This is a genomic window from Tardiphaga alba (assembly GCF_018279705.1).
Taxonomy (GTDB): Bacteria; Pseudomonadota; Alphaproteobacteria; order Rhizobiales; family Xanthobacteraceae; genus Tardiphaga; species Tardiphaga alba.
Map to the genome: position 1 here is coordinate 1,774,584 of NZ_CP036498.1, position 23,285 is coordinate 1,797,868.

Genomic DNA, 23,285 nt, shown 5'->3' on the forward strand with positions numbered 1-23,285 from the left:
ATTCACGGTTGAAGCGGAGGGAAGCAGGGTCATCAGATGTATGTGCGTTCAGGCTATTTGAGCGGGATGCCCGACTCTTTCACGAGGGTGCGGTGAGCGTCGAGCTGCGTTTCGATCGTCTTGCGAAGCCCGTCAGGTCCGGCCGGGGTCAGCGTAAAACCCTGCTTTTCGATTTTCTCACGCACGTCCGGCAAATTGGCGGCGGCGACGAAGGCCTTGCTCAGCTTCTCCTGGATGTCCGCCGGCATGCCGGCAGGGCCGACAATGCCTGCCCATGATGAGATGCCGAGATTTTCCGTGCCGACTTCGCGCAGCACCGGAACGTCGGGTGCCAGGCTGCTGCGCTCCGGCAACAGCGTCACCAGGTTGCGCAACTTGCCTTCCTGCACATAGGGAAGGGCGGCGCTCGAGCCGATCATCGCATCGATGCGCTCCGAGATCAGGTCGGTGGTCGCGGCCGGCTCTCCCTTGTAGGGGATGTGGGCCAGCTTGATGTTGAACATGCGCTGAAGCTGCGCGAAAGCCAGCACACCCGTATTGTTTCCCGTGCCGTAGTTCAGAACGCCGGGCTTGGCCTTCGCATAGTCGACGAACTCCTTGAACGTCTTGACCGGGACCTTGGTGTTGACGAACAGGTAGAAGGCATAACGGCCGACCTCGGCGATCGGTGTGAAATCCTTGACGACGTCATAGGGCGGATTGACGCTCATGGCCGGAAGGCCGGAAAAATTGCCTGACGACACGAAGCCGAACGTGTAGCCATCAGGCGCCGCTTTCGCGAGATATTGCGCGCCGATCTGGCCTTCGGCACCCGGCCGGTTATCGACGATGATCGGCTTGTCCAAGCTCTCCGACACTTTCTGCGCCAGCAGCCGAGCAATGCTGTCCGTGATACCGCCCGCCTGGAAGGTGACGACCATGGTCATTGGCCGGGTGGGGAATTGTGCGTGAACCTGAGTGGTCGAAACAAGGCAGCAGGCAAGGCTCGCAAGAAGATAGCGTCCGAATTTCATGGTCGTTGTCCTTGGGGTTGTTTCATCTTGATGTGATGTTCTTGTCGTTGTGCGTCGATCCGGCGCTCCCTAAGGAGACCGCGCATCCGCAGCGATCGCATGGCACGCGACGAGCGCTGCGATGGCCTCATCGGTGATGCCCCAATCCTTGAGCGCTTCGTGCGTATGCTGGCCGATATGTGGTGCGTCCGAAAGCGATTCATCATGCGTGGCGCCAGGCGCTTTGGGAAAGGGCAGGGGCTTGTCGATGCCGTTCTGGTCGCCCCAGTAATAGGCATCGGCAGCTTGTGTCTGCTCATGGGCAAGCAGGCTGGCATAGGTGTTGATCGGCGCATGCAGGATGTCGGCCTTTGTCAGAATGGCCGAGAGCTCCGCCGTGCTGCGTTGTTTGAAGTCTTCGCGCAGGATGGAGAGCAATTCATCCGCATGCTCCAGTCGCAGCGCGACGGTGTCGAATTTTCCGGACGCCATCATGTCCGCTCGGCCCAGCGCTTCGCACATTCTGGCAAACGCATCGTCGCGCCTCACCGACAGGCTGATCTGGCCGTCCGCGGTGGAAAATCCACCTTGCGGAACGAACCACAGATTTTGGCCGACCTGCATCGCGTCTTCCACGATCTTTCCTGCCTGGAACGCCATGGCGGATCCGAGCATGGTGCATTCCAGATGACGTCCGCTTCCGCCCGACGTGTTCCGCGCCATCACGGCGGTCAGGATATTCTGGAATCCGTAAAGGCCTGTGATGACATCGATGACGACATGGTCGATGCGTTGCGGCACGCCGCTCGTATCGCGGTTCATGTTCATGATGCCCGCAAATCCCTGCAGCACCACGTCGGTCGCAGGGGCGTTCATCATCGGGCCCGTGCTGCCGAACCCGTTGACCGACAGGTAGATGATGCCCGGATTGGTTTTGGCAATCGTGTCATAGCCGAAGCCGAGCTTGTTCATCACGCCGGGGCGAAAAGCCTCGATGATGATGTCAGCTTGATTTGCCATGCTCAGCACCGCCTCCCGTGCTGCGGCATTTTTCGTATCGATCGCCACGGATCGCTTGCCGCGATTGTAGGTGATGAAGAACGGGCTGAGATCGCCGACGCGAGTCCCGAGGGTTCTGCACCAGTCTCCCTCCAGGGACTCGATTTTCACAACAGAGGCACCGTTCTGCGCGCACAGCAATGCGGCATGCGGTCCCGCCACGCCCATCGAGAAATCAAGAACTTTGAGATTCCGCAGGACCTGCGTGTCCGGGGATTGCATCACGACGTCTCCAACAAAGATCGCGGATGTTTATCTGCGCTTTCGCTTGTTACAATCGGGATTATCGAGACAATCGTTCGGGATATCGCAACAATGAATATTCGGCAGATCGAGACATTTCTTGCGGTTGCGCAGAGTGGCAGCTTTCGGCGCGCGGCCGAGCAGTTGCATCGTTCCCCGTCGGTGGTGAGCACACATGTGCAGCAGCTCGAGGATGAGATCGGCTTGATGTTGCTAGAACGGACGACGCGCCAGGTCAGTCTGACCTCGGCCGGTGAGAAGCTGCTGATGCGCAGCAAGGGTATTCTCACCGACCTGCGTTCTGTCGTGCAGGATTTGAGGGAGGATTCGACGGCGCAGCATGGCCATGTCTCGATCGGCTGCGCGCCGTCGCTCTGCGCCCACCGGCTGCCGAAGATCCTGGCAGCCTATCAGAAAAATTTTCCGAAGGTGGCGTTGCAGCTGCACGAGTCGTTTGCCAAGCGGATGTATTCCGACCTGTCCGAACGCCTGACGGACTTTGCGATCGGACCTCGCCTCAAGGGACTGTCCGGCTTCGACCTTCGGCCTGTCATGAAGGATATGATGGTGGCCGTGCTTCCCAACACCGCCCCATGGTCTGGCCGCAAGAAAGTGAGGCTCGCCGAAGTGGCCGATCTGCCGCAACTGGCGATGGGACCGGCTTCGGCGACGGCGGCCATGATCGAGAGTGCCTTCCAGGCCAGGAAGTTGACATTCGTCCCTCTCTTCCAGGTCCTACAACAGCAAACGCTTCTCAGTCTCGTCGAACACGGAATGGGGATGGCATTGGTCCCGCGGACATGCGTTCCGCGGCGGCCGGGCAATTATGTCGTTGCCGACCTCACCGAACCGATGATGGTGCGCCAGCTCTATCTAATCACCCTGAAGGGAAGGCGGCTCTCTTCAGCGGCCGAAACATGTGCCGACATGATCGTCAAAGGACTGGCGCGAAACGGCTGAGGCTTGAAAGTTACAGCCAGGCCTCATCGCTGGTGAATTCGATGTTGAGCCAATGGCTCGGCGGCACCGCTCCGAGCCGCTCCGCAATCTCCCGCCGGATGCCGTCGAAGTAATCGACCTCGCGCGGCCCGAGATCGTCCGGCGCGAGGAAGGTGATATCGACGAACCGCGCGCGGCCCATCTTGGCGACATAGGTGGAGAAATTCTCGAAGCCGTGTCGCTTCTGGATGTCGCGGGCGATCTCGCGCACCTCTTCGTCGAGATCGACCGGCGCCACCTGAATGATATCCTTCACCGATCGCCAGCATGCGCGCAGTGGCAATGGCAGGAGCAGCAAGCTCAGCGTCGCCAGGACTGCAGGATCGAGATAGGGCACAAGATGATCGTAACTCGTTCCGTGCATCCGTGCGGCCACCCAGAAGCTGATGCCAAGTGCAACGCTGACAAGACCGGAAGCAAACCAGTTGCGAGCGTCCATGAGCAACAGCTCGGAGTCCAGACGCTTTGCCCGCGTTCCGATCACGTAGGCCATCACCAGCGCGAGCAATCCCGCGATGATGCCGTAAGCCGCGCCTGGCCCGAACGAGACCGAACGGCCGACGCTGAACAAGTCGTTCAGCGCGCCGAGCAGCGCATAACCGCAGGACAGTGCGAGCACGAGACTGTTGAGCAGGACGAGCATCGGCTCGAATTGCCAGAAGCCGAACTGGAAGTATCGTGTCGATCCACGCGCCAGCAACAATGAGACGCCGACCGACAGTCCGGTCATTGCCGCATCGATCACCGAGTAAATGCCGTCGAACACGATCGAGCTGGAATTGATCGCCAGCCCCACGGCGATGCCGACCGCGGCGTCGAATGCCGTGACGATGATGGAGTAGACGAGCGTCTTGCGCTCACTCCGATTGTCTAAGTCGTGCTGCGAACTGGTCATGGTTTTTACGCAAGAAATTCGAGAAAAAGGAACGAGGCTGAGGCGATGCGGTCGCTTAGGGAATGAGGTCCTGCACCGGCGGCATCGATGGCAGGCCATCGGGAGGGACATATTCGTAAGCCCGTTTGACCGGTCCGGTGCCGAACATACATTCCATCACGGGTTCGGCGATGGCCGTCATCGTGGTTTCGATCAGTGGCCACTTTTCCCGATCGAGCCAATTCCGGTTCAGCGTCGGCACGCCGCGCTCGGTCATCCCGTACAAGGCGGCGTTCAGGATTTCGAAATCGGGGATCTCGTCGAACATCGCATTACGGACGCAATCGCAGACGCCTTCAGGATGCACGTAGCGCGGCGCCATGAAGGGCGCGCAGAGGCGGATGAACTCGCCGCGCGGGTCGGGCATCAGCGACAGGCGTCGAACATCTGCGGTCACCGGAGATGCGAGCGCGCAAACCGCGGCGCAACACGCCGCGGTGGCGGCTAAAAATCTGCAAAATGAGGCGTAGGACGACGTCACAGGAGCCCGGACAATGGAAATACCGGTGAACCTAACATGTTTCCATGTCAGCCAGAATGTGGTGTTTCACGCTCTCACGCACCTTCGTGTGAAGGGCGTTCCGCGTCGATTCGATCGTATGGACTAACGGGCTTCCAGAATTTCAGGCAGCAGCCGCGTAGCGCCCCCGAGGAAACTTCTGACGGCATCGACGACGATGTCGTCGAGCTTGTCCGGCGTCGGTGTCTCATAAACGAAACGGCGGATGGCCATGTAGAAGATGCGGCCGTGCAGGCCCCAGAACAGCTCGACTTCGCGTTCCGACAGCGGGACCTTGTCGCTCGATGCGAGCTTCAGGTCGTGACGGAGTTCGCGGCAGGCCGGCTCGATGATCTGCTCGCGCACGATCTCCAGATAGCGCTTGGTGATGTCGAACGACTTCATCCCCGAAAACACGAAGATGCGAACCCAGTTATACTCGAACACCTGCTGCACATATTCGAGGTAGAAGCGCGACAGCCGCGTCTCCAGCGTCAGCGAGCGGTCCTGGATCAGGCCGGCCCATGTGGGTGACCAGCGGCTGAGGTAGATTTCCTCATAGACGCGTTCGATCAGCGCTTCCTTGCTCGGGAAGTGGCGATAGATGGCCGAATGGGTGATTCCCATGCGCTTGGCCAACTCCCGCGTCTGCCCGCCAAAACCCTGTTCGGCGAAGAACTTGATGGCTTCGTCGAGGATGAAACGCTCGCGCTCGGCGGCGCGCATGTTGCGGCGGGGCGGCTTTTCGGCAGTTTTGACGGGCTTTTTGACCATTTTCACTTCGATTTACTTGTGACTGAATATCGCATTCGCAAAAAGAGACCAAATGGTCATTTCTCTTGACCGGCGGTATTCGACGTGTTCTAGATTTAAGACCAAATGGTCACAAAGCGGCGTCCGCGAGACGCCTCGGGGGATACGTTGAAGGCGAGGGCGTTCAACTATGTGAGGGCTTCCACGATCGTGGAGGCGCTTGAAGCATTCGAGGGAGCCGGCAGCGATGCGAGCTATATCGCAGGCGGGCAGAGCCTCGTGCCGTCGCTTGCCCTGCGTTTGCAGGCGCCCGAACTGCTGATCGACATCGCGCATATTCCCGATCTTCGCGGCATCGAGCTCAAAGGCAGCTGGCTCCGTATCGGTGCATTGACGCGCCATGCCGAGGTGCTGGCCGATCCTTTGATCCGCAAACACGCGCCGCTCTATAGCGAAGCCGCGCCGCATGTCGCGCATCCCGCGATCCGCAACAAGGGGACGCTTGGCGGCAGCATTTCGCATGCCGATCCCGCCTCGGAATTCCCTGCCATGACGCTGGCGCTCGGCGCCGAACTCGAAATCGCCAATCGCGACGGGACGCGCCGCGTGTCCGCGGATGAATTCTTCGTCGATCTGTTTCAGACCGCCATTGAGCCCGGCGAGTTGCTGGTCGCCATTCACGTACCTGTCGTTCGGCCGACGCATCGTTGGGCATTTCACGAGCTCGCGCGCCGGCGTGGTGATTTCGCGCTGGTCGGCTGCGGAATTCTGGCTGATGTCATCGACGGCGCAATTGAGCAAATCCGCATCGTGTTCTTCTCCGTCGGCAACACACCTTTGCGGGCGTGGAAAGCGGAAGATGCTTTGATGGGCCGCGTCCTCAATGAGGACGCCATCGCTGCGGCGCAGGCCGCCGTGATCCATGACCTTGATCCACCGGAAGATGAGAATGTGCCACCCGCCATGCGGCGTCATCTGGCGCGCGTGGTGCTGGGCCGGTTGCTCGGCGACATCGCGAGGCAAAAGCCATGAGCGATCTCGTCGATGTCACGCTGAAGGTGAACGGCAGTGAAGTGTCGCATCGCGTCCCCGCGCGGACAACGCTGGCCGACTTTTTGCGGCAGACGCTGGAACTCACCGGCACGCATACGGGCTGCGAGATGGGCGTTTGTGGCGCATGTCTCGTATTGCTGGATGGCACCGTTGTGCATTCCTGCCTGACCTTCGCTGTGCAGGCGAGCGGTTCGGCTGTGGAGACGGTCGAGGGGCTCACCGAGCGCGCGGTGATCGCCGATCTCCAGGACGCCTTCCATCAGCGCAATTCCTTGCAATGCGGCTTCTGCACGCCGGGCATGTTGATGACCGCCTATAGCCTGCTGTCGCAGCCGGGCGTGCCGTCGCGCGAGGAAATCCGCGACGCCTTGTCGGGCAACTACTGCCGCTGCACCGGCTATGAAGCGATCGTCGATGCCATCGAGACCACGGCGCGCAACCGCGCCGAAGGCCGCGATGCGCCTGCGCACGAGGAGGTCGAGGCATGAGCGCGATCACCTCCCTCGATCGTCCGAATTCCTATATCGGCCGCTCGGTTCCGCGGCCGAATGCCAAGCGCTTGCTCGCTGGCCGCGGCCGTTATGTCACCGACATCACGCTGCCGCGCATGCTGCATGTCGCTTATGTGCGCAGCCCCTATGCGCATGCGAAGATCGTGTCCATCGATGCGCAGGCCGCGCGCGAGGCGCCGGGTGTTCGCCTTGTCGCCACCGGTGAAGACTTGGCAAAGCTTTGCACGCCATGGGTCGGAACCATGGATCACTTCAAGGGCATGAAGTCGCCGCCGCAATTGCCGTTGCCCATCGACAAGGTCGTGTGGGCCGGGCAAGCGGTGGTCGCCGTCGTTGCCGACACGCGCGCTTTGGCCGAGGATGCGGCTGAGCTTGTCTACATCGAATTCGATGAACTCCCGGCCGTCGTCGATATCGATGCGGCCCGCGATCCCGATGCGCCGGTGATCTCGCCTGAGCTCGGAAGCAATCTCTGCTTCCAGGGCAAGCTCGACACCGGCAGTGTCGATGACGTGTTCGCGAGCGCCGCGCTGGTGGTGGAAGAGGAATTCCATTTCGGCCGCCACACCGCCGTCACCATGGAGCCGCGCGCGATCATTGCCGACTACGATGCCAGCGAGCCGAAGCTCACGGTGCATCATGCCACCCAGACGCCGTATCAGTTCCAGGATATCTATTCCCGCCACTACGGCATTCCCGAATCCTGCGTGCGCGTGATCGCGCCGGATATCGGCGGCTCCTTCGGCATGAAGCTGCACATGTATCACGAGGACATGGCGGTGGTCGGGCTCAGCATCATGCTGGGGCGTCCGGTGAAATATGTCGCCGACCGCATGGAATCCTTCGTCTCCGACATCCACGCGCGCGATCATCGCGTCCGCGCACGGATGGCTGCGGATGCCGACGGCAATATCTTGGCCATGGATGTCGAGGATGTCACCGGTATCGGCGCTTTCTCCGCCTATCCGCGCACCAGCGTGGTGGAGGGCAATCAGGTCTATCGCCTGATGGGCGCGCCTTACACGTTCAAGAACTACCGCGCCGATCTGCAGGTCGTGTTCCAGAACAAGGTGCAGATGAGCCAGTATCGTGCCGTCGGCCATCCCGTGGCCTGCACGGTGACCGAGCGGTTGGTAGACATGATCGCCGCGAAGACGGCGCAGGATGTGTTCGCCATCCGCAGCGGCAATCTGATTCCGGACGACGCCTATCCCTGCACGTCCCCCACCGGCTACAAATTCGAGTCGCTGTCGCATCATGCCTGCCTCGCAAAGATCCGCGAACTGATGGATTATGATGGCCTGCGCGCCGAGCAGGCCGAGTTGCGCAAGCAGGGCATCCATCGCGGCATCGGCATCGCGACCTTTGTCGAGATCACCAATCCGAGCCCGGCCTTCTACGGCGTCGGCGGTGTCCGCATCTCGTCGCAGGACGGCGCCATCCTCAAGATCACGCCGTCCGGCGATGTGCGCTGCCTGATTTCGATTACCGAACTTGGGCAGGGCACCGAGACCATCGTCGGCCAGATCGTGGCGGAGCATCTCGGTGTCGATCGCGACCGCATCAAGGTGATCACCGGCGACACAGAGACGACGCCCCATGGCGGCGCCACCTATGCCTGCCGCGGCGCGGGCATCGGCGGCGAGACGGCGCTGCAGGCGGCGCAGAAGCTCAAGGGCAACGTGCTCTCCGTCGCCGCCGCGATCCTGCAGGAAGATGCCGGCAAGCTCGACATGCAGGCCGGCTGGATCATCGACAAGGCCACCGGCCAGCAGCGCATCGAACTCGCCGAGATCGCGCGTATCGCTTACTTCCGCTCGGATACGTTGCCGCCGGGCACGCAGGCGCAACTTTCCGTCGCGCATCACTATGCGCCGGAGGGCTATCCTTTCGCCTTCACTAATGGCGTGCAGGCCTGCCATCTCGAACTCGATGTCGAGACCGGTATGGTGAAAATCCTGAAAGTGTGGGTGGTGGAAGACTGCGGCCGTGTCATCAATCCGTTGCTGGTGGATGAGCAGATCCGCGGCGGCGTGGTGCAGGGGCTGGGCGCCGCGTTCTTCGAGGAATGCGTCTATGGCGAGGGCGGCCAGCTCACCAACGGCTCGCTGGCCGACTATCTCGTCCCCATGGCGGTGGAGATGCCGGATATCGTCGTCGCCCATGTGGAGACGCCCACGCTGGATACCCAGCTTGGTGCAAAGGGAGTCGGCGAAGCTGGCACGGCGGCGGCTTCGGCGGCAGCTATGAACGCCATCAATGATGCAATGTCGCCGTTCGGCGGCACCATCGCGCAAGTGCCGATGACGCCTGCGCGTATTCTCAAGGCACTTGGACATATCTGATCGACAAGACTGACAACAGGGAGGGAGCACATGACCAAGGACAACCGAAACTCGAACCGTTTCACTATTTCCCGTCGCCATATGCTGGCGGCGCTCGGCACCGGTGCCGGCGTGATGGCCATGCCGTGGATCGCCCGCGCGGCCGACGACAATATCCGCATCGGCTTTCCGACGCCGCTGACCGGTCCGTTCGCCGCTGAAGCGAAGGATCAGGTCAAGAGCGCCGAACTCGCCGTCAAGCAGGTCAATGACAAGGGTGGCGTCAATGGCCGCAAGGTCGAGCTGCTGGTGCGCGACGACAAGCTGAATGGCGGCGAAGCCGCCACGCGCACGCTCGAACTGATCGAGAAGGACAAGGTGCATGCGATCGTCGGATCGCTGTCCAGCGCCGTGCAGCTCGCGGTGAACGAAGTCACCCGCGCCCGCGGCGTGCTTTATGTTTCGATCAGCCAGTCCGACACCATCAACGAGGTCAAGGATTTCAGCAAATACACCTTCCACGAAGCGCTGAACCCGACCATGACCACGGCCGCCGTGGCGCGTTACGCGTTCAAGAAGGGCACCAAGGTCGCCCATCTCGTCGCCGACTATGCCTATGGCCATGAGATGCTGCGCGGCTTCAAGCGCGCGCAAGCGGCGATCGGCGCGGAAACGGTGGGCGAGATCATGCACCCGTTCGGCGCCGCCGATTATTCCACCTTCATGCCGCGCCTGCGCTCCATGCGTCCGGACATCCTCTGCATCAGCAACTTTGGTCGCGACCAGGCAAATTCGATCAAGCAGGCGGTCGATTTCGGCCTCAAGCAAAGTTCGAAAATCGTCGTGCCAGTGCTGCTGCACAACCAGCGTCTCGCCGTCACGCCTGAAGTGTTCGAAGGCGTCGTCGGTGGCTCCAATTATTACTGGGGGCTCGAAGGCACGCTGCCATCGGCCAAGGCGTTCAACGATGCCTATCGTGCGGCCAATGGCGGTGCCATCCCGACCGATTACGGCGCCTATGGCTATACAGGCGTGATGTCGCTGCTGCAGGCGATGCAGGCTGCGGGCGGCACCGACACCGACAAGGTGATCGCGGCCCTCGAAGCGCTGAAATACGACGTCGCCAAGGGCCCGCAATATTATCGGAAGTGCGATCACCAGTCGGTGCAGTCGGTTCTCGTCCTCGAGTCCAAGAAGAAGGCCGACATGAAGGGCGACAGCGATCTGTTCAGCATCGTCGCCAATGAAGCGCCGTCGGAACAGGTGCTGCGCACCTGCACCGAACTCGGCTTCCCCACCTAAGCGAAGGCACGCGCCGTCCCATGGATACAGAACTCATTCTGATGCAGCTCTTCTCGGGAGTTGCCCTCGGTGCCATCCTCGTGATCACCGCGCTCGGCCTGTCGATCATCTTCGGCATGATGGGCGTCGTGAATTTCGCGCATGGCGCCCTGTTCATGGTCGGCGCCTATGCCGGGCTGTGGGTGGCCTCATTGACCGGCAGTTTCTGGTGGGGGCTGCTCGTCGCCCCCATCATGATCGGCGTGTTCGGCATGCTGATCGAATTCGTCCTGATCCGGCGGCTCTATGGCCGCTCGATCGACGATCCGCTGCTGCTCACCTTCGGCCTCAGCTATGTGCTGGTCGAAGGCGTGCGCATCGTGTTCGGCAGCGACGGCATTCCGTTCCCGACCCCGTCGCTGCTCACCGGCGTCGTCGATCTCGGCGTCGGCTTCTTCCCGATCTATCGCATCTTCGTCGTCGGTCTCGTCTTCGCCATCGTCGTGCTGCTGTGGCTCGGGTTGGAGAAAACGAAATTCGGCCTCATCGTCCGCGCCGGCGCGCGTGATCCGATGATGATGCGCGTGCTCGGCGTCGATATCAGCAAGGTCTGGCTCGCGGTGTTTGGCCTCGGCATTGGTCTCGCCGCGCTCGGCGGCGTGCTTGCCGGGCCGATGCGCTCGGTCAATCCCGAGATGGGTGCGCTGGTGCTGGCCGAAGCCTTCGTGGTGACTGTCATCGGCGGCCTCGGCTCGCTGGTCGGCGCCATCATCGCCGGCCTTCTGGTCGGCGTCGTCATCAGCATGACCGCGCTGTTCGCGCCCGAAATGGCGACCATCGTGATGTTCGCGCTGATGGCCATCGTGCTTCTGATCCGGCCACAGGGCCTGTTCGGCAAACTCGCGTAACGGAGAGACAATCATGAATGCCCCATCCGTTGCCGCCCCATTGCCTGCCGAGGCGCGAAAGCCTGCGCGTCTCAAGGCGATCATGACAACCTATCGCGTGCCGCTGTCGATCCTGGCGCTGTGCATCCTGCCATGGCTGCTGCCGTCCAAGGCGCTGGCGGTCAATGTGCTGATCTACGGCGTCGTCTGCGTCGGCTATAACCTGCTGTTCGGATACACCGGCCTGCTGTCCTTCGGCCACGCCGCCTTCTTCGGCGCCGGCGCCTATATCACCGGCATCGCCATCGGTCAGTTCGGTGTGCCCTGGTATCTCGCCGTCCTGATGGGCGTTGCGGGTGGCGCCGTGCTCGCCTTCATCATCGGCGGCATGTCCACGCGCACGCGCGGCATCTATTTCTCCATGGTCACGCTCGCGCTGGCGCAGCTCGTCTATTACGTCGCGCTGCAGGCATCGAGCTGGACCGGAGGCGAGAACGGCCTGCGCGGCTTCACCGTGAACAAGATCAACCTGTTCGGCTTCGACATCAATTTCCTCGATCCCGTGAACAAATATTACGTGCTGATGGTGTTCGCCGCCGCCGCGTTGTGGCTGGTGTCGCGGATTCTCAATTCGCCCTTCGGCGCTGCCATCGAGGCGATCCGCGAGAATGAGCGCCGCGCCCGCACCTGCGGCTACGATGTGGAGCGCACGAAACTGCTGTCCTTCACGCTGTCTGGCACCATCTGCGCCCTCGGCGGCACCATGTCGGCGCTACATCTCGCTTTCGTTCCGCTGGAATCGCTGCACTACCTGACATCGGGCATGATCGTCATGATGACGCTGCTCGGCGGCGCCTCGAGTTTCTTCGGCCCGTTCATCGGCGCGCTGGTGTTCCTCCTGATGGAAGACGTGTTCTCGCTGTGGACGTCGCACTGGCAGATCATCGTCGGCTCCATCTTCGTGTTGTTCGTGCTGTTCCTGCCCAAGGGCATCTGGGGCACATTCCTGTCGAGGGTCGTCCGATGAGTGCGCCACTGCTCGCCGTCGAAAATGTCGGCATGAAATTCGGGGGCTTCATCGCGCTGCAGGGCGTGACCACCGAATTCCGTCCCGGCCGCGTCACCTCCATCATCGGGCCGAACGGCGCCGGCAAGAGCACGTTCTTCAATGTGCTGTCCGGCGTGCTGACGCCGTCCACGGGATCGGTGCGTTTCAAGGGCGACGATCTCAAGGGCACGCGCCAGCATGAATTCGTTCACCGCGGCATCGCGCGCTCCTATCAGATTACCAACATCTTCCCCGATCTGAGCGTGCACGAAAACGTCCGCGTCGCGGCGCAAGCCGGCCGCGCGCGCTACAACATCTGGACCAACCGCAACAGGTTTCCCGAGCTCGATGCCCGTGCCGACAAGGCGCTGGAATCCGTCGGCCTCATCGCTAAGCGCAATGAGACGGCGAAATTCCTCGCTCACGGCCAGCAGCGCGCGCTGGAGATCGCGATCGCCCTGATCTCCGATCCCGAATTGCTGCTGCTCGACGAGCCCACCGCCGGCATGGGCCCGGAGGAAACCAAGGAAATGGTCGCGCTGCTGGAGAAACTCGCAGCGGAGCGCACCATCCTTCTGGTCGAGCACAAGATGAAGATGATCCTCGGCCTCAGCGATCGCATCCTCGTGCTGCATCACGGCCAGCTCATCGCCGACGGCACGCCGCACGAGATCCAGACGGACCCCGAGGTTCGTCGCGTCTATCTGGGACAGAACCATGGCTATGCTTGAGATCAAGGACCTGAACGCCTGGTATGGCTCCAGCCACACGCTGCACGGCGTCTCGCTGAACGTGAAGCAGGGCGAAGTCGTCGCACTGGTTGGCCGCAATGGCGCTGGCAAGACCACCACCATCCGCTCCATCATGGGCCTGATGCCGAAGATCACCGGCAGCATGCAGTTCGATGGCAAGAACCTTGTCTCGCTGAAAGCCCATGAGCGCTATCGCCTCGGCCTCGCTTATGTGCCGGAAGAACGCCGCATCGTGCCCGGGCTCACCGTGCGCGAGAACCTGCAGCTCGGCCTCGTTGCCGGGAGCGGCAAGATCGACGAGCGCGAGGCCATCGAGGAGATCGCCGAGAGCTTTCCGCGCCTCAAGGAGCGTCTCGATCAGGAAGGCGTCACCATGTCGGGCGGCGAGCAGCAGATGCTCGCCATTGCGCGCGCCACCATCGCCAAGCCGAAGATGATTCTGCTGGACGAGCCGTCCGAAGGCATCATGCCGGTACTGGTGGAGGAGATGGGCGTGCTGTTCCGCAAGCTGCGCGATCAGGGCGTCACGCTTTTGCTGGTCGAGCAGAATGTCGAATGGGCACTGCGCCTCGCCGATCGTGCTGTGATCCTGGATCAGGGAGAGGTCGTCTATGAGAGCAGTTCGGAAGCGCTGCTCGCCGACAAGGACATGCAGGAACGTTATTGCGCGGTCTGACGCGCGAGCAGGTGAGGATCAATCCCATGCAGATGAATGACAGCCAGACCATTCCGGCCTCGCGCGAAGCCGTGTGGGCCGCGCTCAACAATCCCGACGTGCTGAAGCAGTGCATTCCCGGTTGCCAGGAGCTGGAGATGACGTCGCCGACGGAGATGACGGCTAAGGTCGTCATCAAGGTCGGCCCGGTGAAGGCAACCTTCGGCGGCAAGGTCACGCTCAGCGATCTCGATCCGCCGAACGGCTACAAGATCACCGGCGAAGGCTCCGGCGGCGTCGCCGGTTTCGCCAAGGGCGGTGCGGCGATCCAGCTGGAAGCGGTCGGCGACAACGAGACGATCCTGCACTATCAGGTCGACTCGCAGATCGGCGGCAAGCTCGCCCAGCTCGGCGGTCGCCTGATCGATGCGACAGCCAAGAAGCTGGCGGGCGAGTTCTTCACCAAATTCGGCGCCGTTGTCTCCGGCGCGAATTAGCCGCGCGAAAGCTAGTCTACTCGCTCATATCATCTGATATTTGAAAAGCCTCGGATCGTTGAGATCCGAGGCTTTTCATTCTTGGGCGGCACTCCGTCATGGATGCTCAGAGAATGTGAGCGCCCTGAAGATCGAGCAAGCCATGCTCGCCACCGAGCGGTGCCGTCAGGATATCGGTCAACGCCGAGATATCGATTGGCGCGGACACCGTATTGCCTGACGCGACGTCGCCGTTCAGCAAGCCGCCCGCAAGGCCGGTGCCGCCGAGCAATCCGCCGATGAGGCCGTTGCTGCCGAGCAGGCTGCCGGTCAGTCCATCGGTGCCGGAGCCGCCGAGGGCAGGGATGTCGAGGATTCCCGATCCTGTGAGTGCACCGAGACCGAGCAGTTGCTGTCCATTGGGGCCCACGTCGATCGCGTTGACACTCACGGTATGGTTCGGATCAGCGCCCGGCGTCGACAGCAGGTCGAGGCCCAGGCCGTTCGTGCTTTCAGGACCGAGATCGACATCGATCAGGTGACCTGTCGGCGAAGCACCGGGATTGCCGACGACGCCCGACAGCAAGGCGCCATCGCCGCCGAGCCCGCCAAGCAGACCGCCGACCAGGCCGTCGCTACCGAGCAGGTTGCCGACCGGATTGCCCGCCCCGTCACCACCAAGGCCGGGCAGGCCGAGGCCACCGTCATTGGGGAGCAGGCCGACATCCAGCAGGTGCTGCCCATCGCCGCTGTCGAGCAGGTTCAGGTTCAGTGCATTCGTGTCGTCAGCATTCGGCTCTGCCAGCACATTCACCGAGAGACCGGTGCCGTCCTGTCCGCCAGGGTTCACGGTGAGAAGGGGATCGATGCCGATCGAACCATTTTCACCACCGTTGAGAAGGCCACCCAGCAGGCCGTCGCCACCGATCAGGCCGCCGACGGGACCATTCGATCCGTCACCACCGAGACCGGGAAGAAGGCCGCCAGCGCCCGGCAACAGGCCGACATCGAGCAGGTTCTGGCCGTCACCGGTGTCGAGCACATTCAGGTTGAGGCCGGCTGTGTCGCTCGCATTTGGCTCTGCCAGCACATTCAACGAAAGACCGGTGCCATCCTGTCCGCCGGGATTCACTGTGAGAAGCGGATCGATACCGATCGAGCCATTTTCACCGCCGCCAAGCAGGCCACCCAGCAAGCCGTCGCTTCCGATCAGGCCGCCGACAGGACCATCCGATCCGTCGCCGCCAAGACCCGGTACGAGACCAGGGAGAAGGCCGCCCGCTCCCGGCAGCACGCCGACATCGAGCAGGTTCTGACCGTCACCATCGCCGATGACGTTCAGATTGAGGCCGCCGGTGTCAGTCGGATCGGGCGGCGTAAGGACGTTCACAGACAGGCCGCTTCCGTTGTCGCCACCAACGCCGACGGTCAGAATCGGATCGATGCCGATCACCGAGCCACCCGTACCGCCGCCATCACCGGATCCGCCGGTATTGCCACCGCCTGCATTGCCTCCACCGGGATTGCTTCCACTTCCGCCGGTGTTGCCGCCTCCACCAGGCGACGATGGATCACCGCTGGCGGGCGGAGGCGTGGCACCGGCTCCGCCCGGGACATAAACGTATTTCGTGTTGCCGTCGTAAGATGTTTCGTACGCCTGGGACATCTGTACTTCTCCGTTGTCGATCAGCACCGCGGGAGAAATCGTGAAAGACGCGCAACGTTTCGCCATGGCTGCGCACGGAGGCAGACAGGGCAAATCTCAGGCTAATGGTTTGAGTGCACTACGCATCAAAATCAGTTCGAAAGCGGCGCGCCGGGAACTGCACGGAAGATGCTACCGATCAGCAGTCGAACACACAGACATGCTGCTGGCAGGAACGTCGCAACGATCACGTGCGCGTTCGCTATTGGCCTATGGCCAATAGCGCATCAGCATTTCATGAAGCGATCGGACAGGCTGACAACGAGGGCCAGCAGACAAAATCCGAGGAATGCAATTGAAGGAAGGTCGAACATCGGACCCGCACAATGAACTTTTACAACGTGGGTATCTTATTACGCGGTCCCACTGGACGCCATCAGAAGGCATCTAATCTGAATGGGCGTGGTTAAGGGCCGTCGCGGAGCGATCTAGATTCCGCCACCACGACGGCTCCGGGCCGCGGCGATACAGCCAGGCGACAGTTGCGATCGATGCTGGCGCATGCACGATCTGCGGGCGTCGGGATCGTTTGCAGCGTGACTGCAGAATGTCGCGATGTCACTTGCGCAAGCACCGCCACCGCCTCCACCGCCCATCATGCGACCTCCGCCGCCGCCACGTCCGGGCAGGCCGAAGTTCTGGCGGCAGTCTGCTGTATTGCAATCGCCAGGGCGCGGCCGTCCGTCCATGCCGTTTGCGAAAGCGGCGCTGGCATCAAACAATAAAAAGGCCGCAACGCCGGCAGCGAAAACTGACTTGATCATTTGAACTCCAAAATCCGCAATATCAAAACGTCGAGACTATCCGCGACGTCTGATTTTGCAACAAGCGGCAATGCCTGGCGATATCGAGCGCATGGCGGTGCGTGAGCGCTTGACACGATGATCGGGCACGGCAACGTTCTTCAAATTTGAGAACCAAAACATTGAGGAGGAGCCTATGCCCAAACGGATGTGGATCGCGGGAGGCGCCAGCCTGGCGTCTTTGATCACTGCCTGCTGCATTTTCAGCACGTCAGCGATCGCGGATGTGTCTCTTGCGGCCATCGGTATGGGCCACGGGGCGCCGTCTGCTGAAATGTTCAAGCAGTTTCAGGCGACCGCCAGTCGCTACAATGCGTCAGGCGAACGATTTCGCATCGATACGCATTGCCCCTCTGCATGCACGATGTTCCTGCGCGTGCGAAAGGTCTGCATCGCGCCCGGCGCGAGTTTGGCCTTCCACGCTGGCGGCAATCCGAGGCGGGGCGTCGATCCCTATTACACCGGGCAGATGCTCAACGCCTACAAGCCCGCGCTGCGCAAATATCTGACCAGCAATGGCTATATGGACAGGTTTGATTTTCACACTATTTCCGGTGACGAGATGATCCGGCGTTTCGGATATCCTGCCTGTCCATAGCGGGACCGCAAGCTGATCGACGCGTCCTTCTGCCTGCTTATGCGCTGGAACGATGCAATCCCGTCGGTGTTCCCTCATCGACATCATGGCAATCGAAAGCGCAGCTATATGGCAGAAGGTCGTCCGACGCCGCCCCCGCGTGGTGCGAGCAAGTTCATCGTGATCGCCGGCATCATCGTCGCGCTGATGATTGTGACGATGTTCGTCGGCCTGAACATGCAACACGCACAAGACACGCGTGCGCAGCAGTCGGGGCAGGTCAAGCCCAGCGAGGTCCCGATACATGAGAAGGATCTCGGCAAGGCGCCGGTTCAGCCGAAGTGATCGGCGTCGTGTCGGGATAGCTCAATTGATCATCCAGATGCGGCCGTTCAGGGCCGTCGCGAAGATCGTCCATGCGATGTAGGGTAGAAGCAGGCCGGCTGCGATCCGGTCGACCCGACTTCCAACGACGATAGTGGCTGCCAGAACAAGATCCAGCAATAGGATCACGACCAGCCCGCCAGCAATGCTATGCAGCCCGAAAAATACCTGGGACCAGATCGCATTGAGCGCCAGCTGCACAACGAACAACAGAAGCGCCGCCGTCCGAGCACGCGATGGCATGGCTTCCCAAAAGCGCCAGACCGCAATGGCCATCAAGAAATAGAGGATCGGCCACACGATGGGAAAAGCGATCCGTGGCGGCGTCCATGATGGCTTCTGCAGCCCGGCATACCAGGTCGGAATCTCGGGCGTCGTAACGGTCGCGCCCAGCGCCGCCACTGCAAAACAAGCGGCGAGAGCGACGGCGAGCGCGATCAGTGATCTGCTGTTGGGCACGGGAATCTCCAATGGTCCGATGGATCGGCGCTCAGGTGTTCAGTAATCACGCCGCTCGCTGCCGTCTTTCGAAACAGGCTAGCGCCGCGACGCACGTACCAAGGCAGCCGCCGCAAGCAAGATGGCCACGCCGGCGATGCCAGCGCAGATCAATCCAGCCGGTGTCACGCGCGCGGTGCCCCGGAGATCGATGTATTTGCCGATCTGGATTTCACCAGCCGCGCGCATCTCTTCGGGATGGGTGATGGGTTCATGTTCAGCCACGCGCTGCTCCGTTGTTTCTGGCCAGGCATCTCTTCGCGCTTATATCGTGAGATGTCGAAGTAGGTCGGGACCCAGCTCGGGGCAAGCGAAGCGCTTTTGGCGAATCTATGTGGTCCGGTGAGGAGCGCAAACAGACCATTCAAACCATTGGTGGGCCCACCAGGACTCGAACCTGGAACCAGACCGTTATGAGCGATCCCCCGCGCAGGATCAAAAAATATAAATCAAATCAAACGTTTGCATTGCAAATGGTGTTGTGAAAATCACGCAAACACATTTGCTTTTCTTGCACGTTTGTTGCTGTTTATGCGCGCTCATTTGCATTCGTGCACATGCATTCCCCTCGCTAGGTTAAGACTTGCTTAGGTCACAATAGTCCGAATTTTGGAAAGCGGTCAGCGTAGAGGAGATTCAGCTTCGCTATTGCAGCTGCGGGTTTGCCTGCATTCTTTTCTTGGGCAGCTTGATCGGACCATGTGGCTGCGTTGCTGAGTTTGCTCAAGGCATCTGCTCTTGAAGTAACGCTGGAGCATGCGCTTAGTACGAACTGATCATCTGGAAATCTTGGATCTGGTACGCCAGCAAGTTGATCGTTCCACAAAGTTTTCAGGACGTTTTTGAGATCAATGTCATAGATGATGACACTCTCGTTTCTCATCAGTTCGGCTGTACGCATCTCGAGATAGAATGATCGAATGGGAACGTTCCGGTAGAATTTCCAGGCTTTCACAAGCCTGATTAGCGGTTTGAGTTTTCCATCTAGCTTCCTGTCGAGCGAGTCGACCCATTCCTTGTGCGACTCGGGCGCACTAAATTTCCACCCTCCGTTCTCGTCGGGCATGTCGAATTGACGAAAACCAAGCTTTGTCTGACCTGTTGCGTCGACCGGGATGATCTCGACGCGCTCTGCGCCTTCATCACCAAACGGTATTTGTACTCCCGGTCCGCTTACGCGGATGTTTGCCGTATTGGGAAACCTTGATCGCATGGAGGCAGCCACCGCTGTAAGCGTCGAGGCCGAATTGGCTTTCAGATTTTTTGTCGGAATGACGGCAAAATAATCGACGTCGCTATAGCCGCGTATGTTGGTTGCCGCGCCGAATGATCCAGTACGGAACATTGTAATAAGCTCGAAATCAGCTTTGAGTTTTGCCTCCACTGAAGCGCGATGGGAGGCCGCGCTTTGAGTTTCTTGCCGAGATGTTGTTAGAGTAACGAGAAATGCCTCGAATGCATCCTCAACCGTTAAGGGCATTGGGCTGCTCCTGGGCTGCTCGTCGTTCTTCCCGATCTTGTTGATAGGCTGCCCATCCTTCGTTCAATTTATCGGCCTGCATTGCGTACGCTCGTGGAACGCTTTCGGGCGCTGCTTCGACAGCACTATGATAATCTGCATAAGCAAGAAGCACGTCAGCGAGAGGGTACGCGGCCGCATCAGCTGTAATCAGACGCTGTCGAACATCTCGTATTTCTTTGGCTGCATCGCGATGTGCCCGGTATGCTCCGAAGACGTCTGCAGACATTGCGAAAACAAGGAGGGCGAGAACTACGCGTACGATAGCTTGCCCCGTGTCACGTCCAACATAAGGCGTTACTCCAAACGCAATTGCAGCACATATAACTGCGAAGCCAACTAAGATGATTAGCATGACAAGCGCGCTCATTCGTTGTAAGCGCTCACTGTAAAAGGCCGACTCCTCAAGCATTTCTCCTAGGCGCGCTGGCCCAGGCGGAAGCTTCGTTGCGTAATAGTCGGATTTTTCACACTTAGCTGCCTCACTGGGAGAAACGGTGAAGCGTTCACGAAGCGCATGCGCTTCGCTTGGCGAAAGTGAAGTGTTTAATCCACCTAACAGAAGAGCGCCTCGCAGCGCTGCCTGTCCTGCACCTCGTATGCGGGTGTAACGTGCATTTACAAACCACCAAACTACAATAAGCGCAGTCCCCAAGAAGGCGAGGCAATACAGTGCGTCGCTATGATGGTCCGGGATCAGGACGGCGACTGCGGCGGGCACTGCTGCAGCGAGCTGCAAGATGAAGAGCCAGAGTCGGTACGTAGCACTCTTTGCAAATTCCGCGCGGAGATAGCCGACAAGGTTTGCCGATGAAAGAGACATCAAAATCCTTACGGTTGTAAAGCTCAATCTTTACAGCAAAAACGAGGTGCCGAGTAGGCGTCGATGATCACTGTCCACCGCGTCTTTTCGGATCGCTCCGCTGGCGATGATGCTGGGAGATTGGCCGGGGAAGCCTCCAGGCACGAAGCCCGACCTTCAAAGGCTGACCTTCGCTTCTACCTGCTTAAGTATTCTGCTGGGTGTTGTCTCGAGCGCGCTCGCCAGTCGGAAAAGAACTATCAACGTCGGGGATTTTAGGCCTCGTTCGACCTGACTCACGTATGTCCGATGAATATCTGCACGCTCTGCCAGTTCCTCCTGTGAGAGGCGGGCAGACTGTCTCAGCGAAGCGAGAACTTTTCCGAACGCGACATTAGAGTTTTCCACATTCTCATCGTCGTCTGCTGAACACTAAAGTTCCACAGACTATAGTATTCAAGAATCATGTAGTGAGCATAGCGCCGCGTGATGGAGACCCGGACTTGGACGAAGAGCACAGCAAGTTTACACCAAATGCTCCGCTGCGCTTGGAGGTAGCAGTGAAGGCAGCATTTCCGGCAGGGGGCCTAACTGTTGCAGGTCTCAGGAAGGAGATCGCTCGCGGGCGCTTGGAGGTCGAACTCATAGCCGGAAAACACTTCACGACGCTTGCTGCCATCGAACGAATGCGAGAGCGATGCAGGAGTAATCCGATGGATACTGCAGCGTCGGAGACGCTGACTCAGCGCGATGTTGCGTCCATCGCCGCGAAAGAAACGCACGCTGCAAGCTCGGCATTACTACGCCTTGTGAAGGCTGATCTTGAGCGTAGTCGAGCAAAGCGTCAGCAAGCGCGAATGGCGAAAGGAAAGAAGAAGTCAATTCGAGATGGTTGAATTTATGTGGAACCAACCTGTACCGACACCTGTACCGTAGATCTTTACACTGGAAATTTTTGCTCGTAACCCATTGAAATCATTGGTGGGCCCACCAGGACTCGAACCTGGAACCAGACCGTTATGAGCGGTCGGCTCTAACCATTGAGCTATAGGCCCGCCGGCGTCCAGCGCAGGGCACGGGGACGGCGGTGCTGGGTTCTCCTTATATGGCTCGCCGCCGCCCCGCAATGCCGGGACCGCGCAGAGCGGAACTTTGGTGTTCAGACGGCGTTTCCGTCCGCATTTTCAAAGCGGGGGAGCCGGGATGCTGCGCTGGGCCATTATTTCTCTGATCATATCGCTGATTGCCGGCGGGCTCGGCTTCACCAATATCTCCGCCTTTGCCAAGAAGATTTCCCTGATCCTGTTCGGCCTGTTCTTCCTCGGCTTCCTGGCCTTGCTCGGCTTCGCCTGGCTGGTGGCCGGCGCCGTCAGTCATTCGGAAATGCTGCCGGCGCTGGTCGCTGTCAGCGTGTAGGCCCCTGGGCGTCGCGTCAGTCCACCGAGACTTTCGCGAAGTCCACCACCTTGCGCCATTTCTCGGTTTCGTTGCCGACGAACTTGCCGAATTCCTCGGGGGTCATCGGCTTCGGCACGCCGCCAGTGTCGGCGAGTCGTGCGATCAGCTTGGGGTCCTTCAGCGCTTCACCCACGGCCTTGTTGAGCGTGGCGATGATCTCCGGCGGCGTACCTTTGGGGGCGCCAATGCCGTAGAAACCGATGGATTCGAAGCCCGGCACGGTCTCGGCGATGGCCGGCACATCCGGCACGCTCGGCCAGCGCTGCGGCGAGGTGACGCCGAGGGCGCGGACATTGCCGCCGCGGGATTGTTCGAGCGCCGTCGGCAGGTTGTCGAAGATCAGCTGCACCTTGTTGGAGATGATGTCGGGGAAGGCAATGGCCGAGCCGCGATAGGGCACATGCGTCATGTCGCATTTCGTCATCGCCTTGAACAATTCGGCCGACATATGCACTGACGTGCCGTTGCCCGATGAGGCGTAGGAGATCTTGCCCGGATTGGCGAGACAGTAATCGACGAATTCCTTCACGGTCTTGGCCGGGAAAGCGTTCGACACCACCAGCATATTGGTGAGCTGCATGATGCTGGCGACCGGCGCGATGTCGCGCATGAAGTCGAAGGGCAGCTTCTTGTAGAGCGAGGTGGAGATCGCATTGTTCGGCGCGACGAACAGCAGCGTATAGCCGTCGGGCGCTGCGGTGGCCGCCGCCGCCGCGGCGAGATTGCCGCCGGAGCCGGCGCGGTTCTCGACGATGAATTGCTGGTTGAAGTGATCCGACAGCCACTGCGCCATGATGCGGGCGACGATGTCTACGGGGCCGCCGGCGGCAAAGCCGATCAGCCAGCGCACCGGGCGGTCCGGATAGCCGGCAGCGGATGCGGGGGTGGCGGTGAAACCGATCAGGGCGACGGCACAAACAGCGACGACGCGACGCGTCCTCGCACGCAAAGATGCGAACATGATCCCTCCCAGTGTTGTAACCGCATCGGTGCCGATCTGATCTGCACGATCATGATCGACATGGCTGCGCGGCGTTGATCGGGCTTTTCCGCCCGTTATTCGCATGCTTTC

At 60.4% G+C, this 23,285-nt stretch carries 26 protein-coding genes and 1 tRNA gene; 14 read left to right on the forward strand and 13 right to left on the reverse strand.

Annotation, left to right across the window (positions count from 1 at the left end):
- Nucleotides 1–53: 53 nt before the first annotated feature.
- Nucleotides 54–1,013, reverse strand: coding sequence for a Bug family tripartite tricarboxylate transporter substrate binding protein (locus RPMA_RS08335; protein ID WP_211912370.1), 960 nt, complete (start codon nucleotides 1,011–1,013; stop codon nucleotides 54–56).
- Between the two features lie 69 nt (nucleotides 1,014–1,082).
- Nucleotides 1,083–2,273: a CaiB/BaiF CoA transferase family protein gene (locus tag RPMA_RS08340; RefSeq protein WP_211912371.1), complete on the reverse strand. Its 1,191-nt coding sequence runs from the start codon at nucleotides 2,271–2,273 to the stop codon at nucleotides 1,083–1,085.
- Between the two features lie 93 nt (nucleotides 2,274–2,366).
- Here RPMA_RS08340 and RPMA_RS08345 point away from each other — a divergent pair, with 93 nt between their 5' ends.
- Nucleotides 2,367–3,254: a LysR family transcriptional regulator gene (locus RPMA_RS08345; protein ID WP_211912372.1), complete on the forward strand. Its 888-nt coding sequence runs from the start codon at nucleotides 2,367–2,369 to the stop codon at nucleotides 3,252–3,254.
- A gap of 10 nt (nucleotides 3,255–3,264) precedes the next feature.
- On the opposite strand, the gene RPMA_RS08350 is transcribed toward RPMA_RS08345, so the two are convergent.
- From RPMA_RS08350 to RPMA_RS08360, 3 genes are all read right to left on the reverse strand, one after another.
- Complete coding sequence (locus RPMA_RS08350; protein ID WP_211912373.1) at nucleotides 3,265–4,188, reverse strand: cation diffusion facilitator family transporter; 924 nt, start codon at nucleotides 4,186–4,188, stop codon at nucleotides 3,265–3,267.
- A gap of 55 nt (nucleotides 4,189–4,243) precedes the next feature.
- A complete protein-coding gene (locus RPMA_RS08355; protein WP_211912374.1) occupies nucleotides 4,244–4,624 on the reverse strand; it encodes a hypothetical protein in 381 nt (126 codons plus the stop codon).
- 207 nt (nucleotides 4,625–4,831) lie between these two features.
- Nucleotides 4,832–5,500, reverse strand: coding sequence for a TetR/AcrR family transcriptional regulator (locus RPMA_RS08360; protein ID WP_408056514.1), 669 nt, complete (start codon nucleotides 5,498–5,500; stop codon nucleotides 4,832–4,834).
- 147 nt (nucleotides 5,501–5,647) lie between these two features.
- Here RPMA_RS08360 and RPMA_RS08365 point away from each other — a divergent pair, with 147 nt between their 5' ends.
- From RPMA_RS08365 to RPMA_RS08405, 9 genes are all read left to right on the forward strand, one after another.
- Nucleotides 5,648–6,511: an FAD binding domain-containing protein gene (locus tag RPMA_RS08365; RefSeq protein WP_211912375.1), complete on the forward strand. Its 864-nt coding sequence runs from the start codon at nucleotides 5,648–5,650 to the stop codon at nucleotides 6,509–6,511.
- Nucleotides 6,508–7,020 carry a (2Fe-2S)-binding protein gene (locus RPMA_RS08370; protein WP_211912376.1) on the forward strand — a complete coding sequence of 171 codons (513 nt, stop codon included), beginning with the start codon at nucleotides 6,508–6,510 and terminating at the stop codon, nucleotides 7,018–7,020. The genes RPMA_RS08365 and RPMA_RS08370 overlap by 4 nt, the downstream gene beginning before the upstream one ends.
- Nucleotides 7,017–9,389 carry a xanthine dehydrogenase family protein molybdopterin-binding subunit gene (locus RPMA_RS08375; RefSeq protein ID WP_211912377.1) on the forward strand — a complete coding sequence of 791 codons (2,373 nt, stop codon included), beginning with the start codon at nucleotides 7,017–7,019 and terminating at the stop codon, nucleotides 9,387–9,389. Before RPMA_RS08370 ends, RPMA_RS08375 begins: the two co-directional genes overlap by 4 nt.
- A gap of 30 nt (nucleotides 9,390–9,419) precedes the next feature.
- The gene (locus RPMA_RS08380) at nucleotides 9,420–10,670 is read left to right on the forward strand and encodes an ABC transporter substrate-binding protein (RefSeq protein WP_211912378.1); all 1,251 of its coding nucleotides are present in this window, start codon (nucleotides 9,420–9,422) and stop codon (nucleotides 10,668–10,670) included.
- Nucleotides 10,671–10,690: 20 nt separating this feature from the next.
- Nucleotides 10,691–11,557, forward strand: a complete 867-nt coding sequence (locus RPMA_RS08385; RefSeq protein ID WP_211912379.1) for a branched-chain amino acid ABC transporter permease — start codon at nucleotides 10,691–10,693, stop codon at nucleotides 11,555–11,557.
- Nucleotides 11,558–11,639: 82 nt separating this feature from the next.
- Entirely contained in the window at nucleotides 11,640–12,563 is a 924-nt protein-coding gene (locus RPMA_RS08390) for a branched-chain amino acid ABC transporter permease (protein ID WP_249225706.1), read from the forward strand.
- Complete coding sequence (locus tag RPMA_RS08395) at nucleotides 12,560–13,315, forward strand: ABC transporter ATP-binding protein (protein WP_211912381.1); 756 nt, start codon at nucleotides 12,560–12,562, stop codon at nucleotides 13,313–13,315. Before RPMA_RS08390 ends, RPMA_RS08395 begins: the two co-directional genes overlap by 4 nt.
- Complete coding sequence (locus RPMA_RS08400) at nucleotides 13,308–14,012, forward strand: ABC transporter ATP-binding protein (protein WP_211913565.1); 705 nt, start codon at nucleotides 13,308–13,310, stop codon at nucleotides 14,010–14,012. The genes RPMA_RS08395 and RPMA_RS08400 overlap by 8 nt, the downstream gene beginning before the upstream one ends.
- A 26-nt stretch (nucleotides 14,013–14,038) precedes the next feature.
- A complete protein-coding gene (locus RPMA_RS08405; protein WP_211912382.1) occupies nucleotides 14,039–14,488 on the forward strand; it encodes a CoxG family protein in 450 nt (149 codons plus the stop codon).
- 106 nt (nucleotides 14,489–14,594) lie between these two features.
- Here the strand turns inward: RPMA_RS08405 and RPMA_RS08410 are convergent, their stop codons facing one another.
- Nucleotides 14,595–16,133 carry a hypothetical protein gene (locus RPMA_RS08410; RefSeq protein WP_211912383.1) on the reverse strand — a complete coding sequence of 513 codons (1,539 nt, stop codon included), beginning with the start codon at nucleotides 16,131–16,133 and terminating at the stop codon, nucleotides 14,595–14,597.
- Between the two features lie 978 nt (nucleotides 16,134–17,111).
- Between RPMA_RS08410 and RPMA_RS08415 the strand changes: the two genes are divergently transcribed.
- Together RPMA_RS08415 and RPMA_RS08420 are read left to right on the forward strand one after the other, a co-directional pair.
- Nucleotides 17,112–17,573, forward strand: a complete 462-nt coding sequence (locus RPMA_RS08415) for a hypothetical protein (RefSeq protein ID WP_211912384.1) — start codon at nucleotides 17,112–17,114, stop codon at nucleotides 17,571–17,573.
- Nucleotides 17,574–17,681: 108 nt separating this feature from the next.
- Nucleotides 17,682–17,897 carry a hypothetical protein gene (locus tag RPMA_RS08420; RefSeq protein WP_211912385.1) on the forward strand — a complete coding sequence of 72 codons (216 nt, stop codon included), beginning with the start codon at nucleotides 17,682–17,684 and terminating at the stop codon, nucleotides 17,895–17,897.
- Between the two features lie 21 nt (nucleotides 17,898–17,918).
- Here RPMA_RS08420 and RPMA_RS08425 read toward each other — a convergent pair whose 3' ends face one another.
- The 5 genes from RPMA_RS08425 to RPMA_RS08445 form a co-directional block, all read right to left on the reverse strand.
- Nucleotides 17,919–18,395 (reverse strand): TspO/MBR family protein, encoded by a 477-nt coding sequence (locus RPMA_RS08425; RefSeq protein WP_249225594.1) that lies wholly within the window; start codon nucleotides 18,393–18,395, stop codon nucleotides 17,919–17,921.
- A gap of 78 nt (nucleotides 18,396–18,473) precedes the next feature.
- A complete protein-coding gene (locus tag RPMA_RS08430) occupies nucleotides 18,474–18,659 on the reverse strand; it encodes a hypothetical protein (protein ID WP_211913877.1) in 186 nt (61 codons plus the stop codon).
- Between the two features lie 367 nt (nucleotides 18,660–19,026).
- The gene (locus tag RPMA_RS08435; RefSeq protein WP_211912386.1) at nucleotides 19,027–19,914 is read right to left on the reverse strand and encodes a nucleotidyltransferase domain-containing protein; all 888 of its coding nucleotides are present in this window, start codon (nucleotides 19,912–19,914) and stop codon (nucleotides 19,027–19,029) included.
- Complete coding sequence (locus tag RPMA_RS08440; RefSeq protein ID WP_211912387.1) at nucleotides 19,898–20,776, reverse strand: hypothetical protein; 879 nt, start codon at nucleotides 20,774–20,776, stop codon at nucleotides 19,898–19,900. The genes RPMA_RS08435 and RPMA_RS08440 overlap by 17 nt, the downstream gene beginning before the upstream one ends.
- A 156-nt stretch (nucleotides 20,777–20,932) precedes the next feature.
- Complete coding sequence (locus RPMA_RS08445) at nucleotides 20,933–21,163, reverse strand: helix-turn-helix domain-containing protein (RefSeq protein WP_211912388.1); 231 nt, start codon at nucleotides 21,161–21,163, stop codon at nucleotides 20,933–20,935.
- A 95-nt stretch (nucleotides 21,164–21,258) separates the two neighbouring features.
- Between RPMA_RS08445 and RPMA_RS08450 the strand changes: the two genes are divergently transcribed.
- Nucleotides 21,259–21,651, forward strand: a complete 393-nt coding sequence (locus RPMA_RS08450) for an excisionase (RefSeq protein WP_211912389.1) — start codon at nucleotides 21,259–21,261, stop codon at nucleotides 21,649–21,651.
- Between the two features lie 83 nt (nucleotides 21,652–21,734).
- On the opposite strand, the gene RPMA_RS08455 is transcribed toward RPMA_RS08450, so the two are convergent.
- Nucleotides 21,735–21,810 (reverse strand) — tRNA-Ile (locus RPMA_RS08455).
- A 148-nt stretch (nucleotides 21,811–21,958) separates the two neighbouring features.
- Between RPMA_RS08455 and RPMA_RS08460 the strand changes: the two genes are divergently transcribed.
- Entirely contained in the window at nucleotides 21,959–22,171 is a 213-nt protein-coding gene (locus RPMA_RS08460; protein ID WP_211912390.1) for a DUF1328 family protein, read from the forward strand.
- A 16-nt stretch (nucleotides 22,172–22,187) separates the two neighbouring features.
- Here RPMA_RS08460 and RPMA_RS08465 read toward each other — a convergent pair whose 3' ends face one another.
- Nucleotides 22,188–23,174 (reverse strand): Bug family tripartite tricarboxylate transporter substrate binding protein, encoded by a 987-nt coding sequence (locus RPMA_RS08465; RefSeq protein ID WP_211912391.1) that lies wholly within the window; start codon nucleotides 23,172–23,174, stop codon nucleotides 22,188–22,190.
- Between the last annotated feature and the right edge of the window lie 111 nt (nucleotides 23,175–23,285).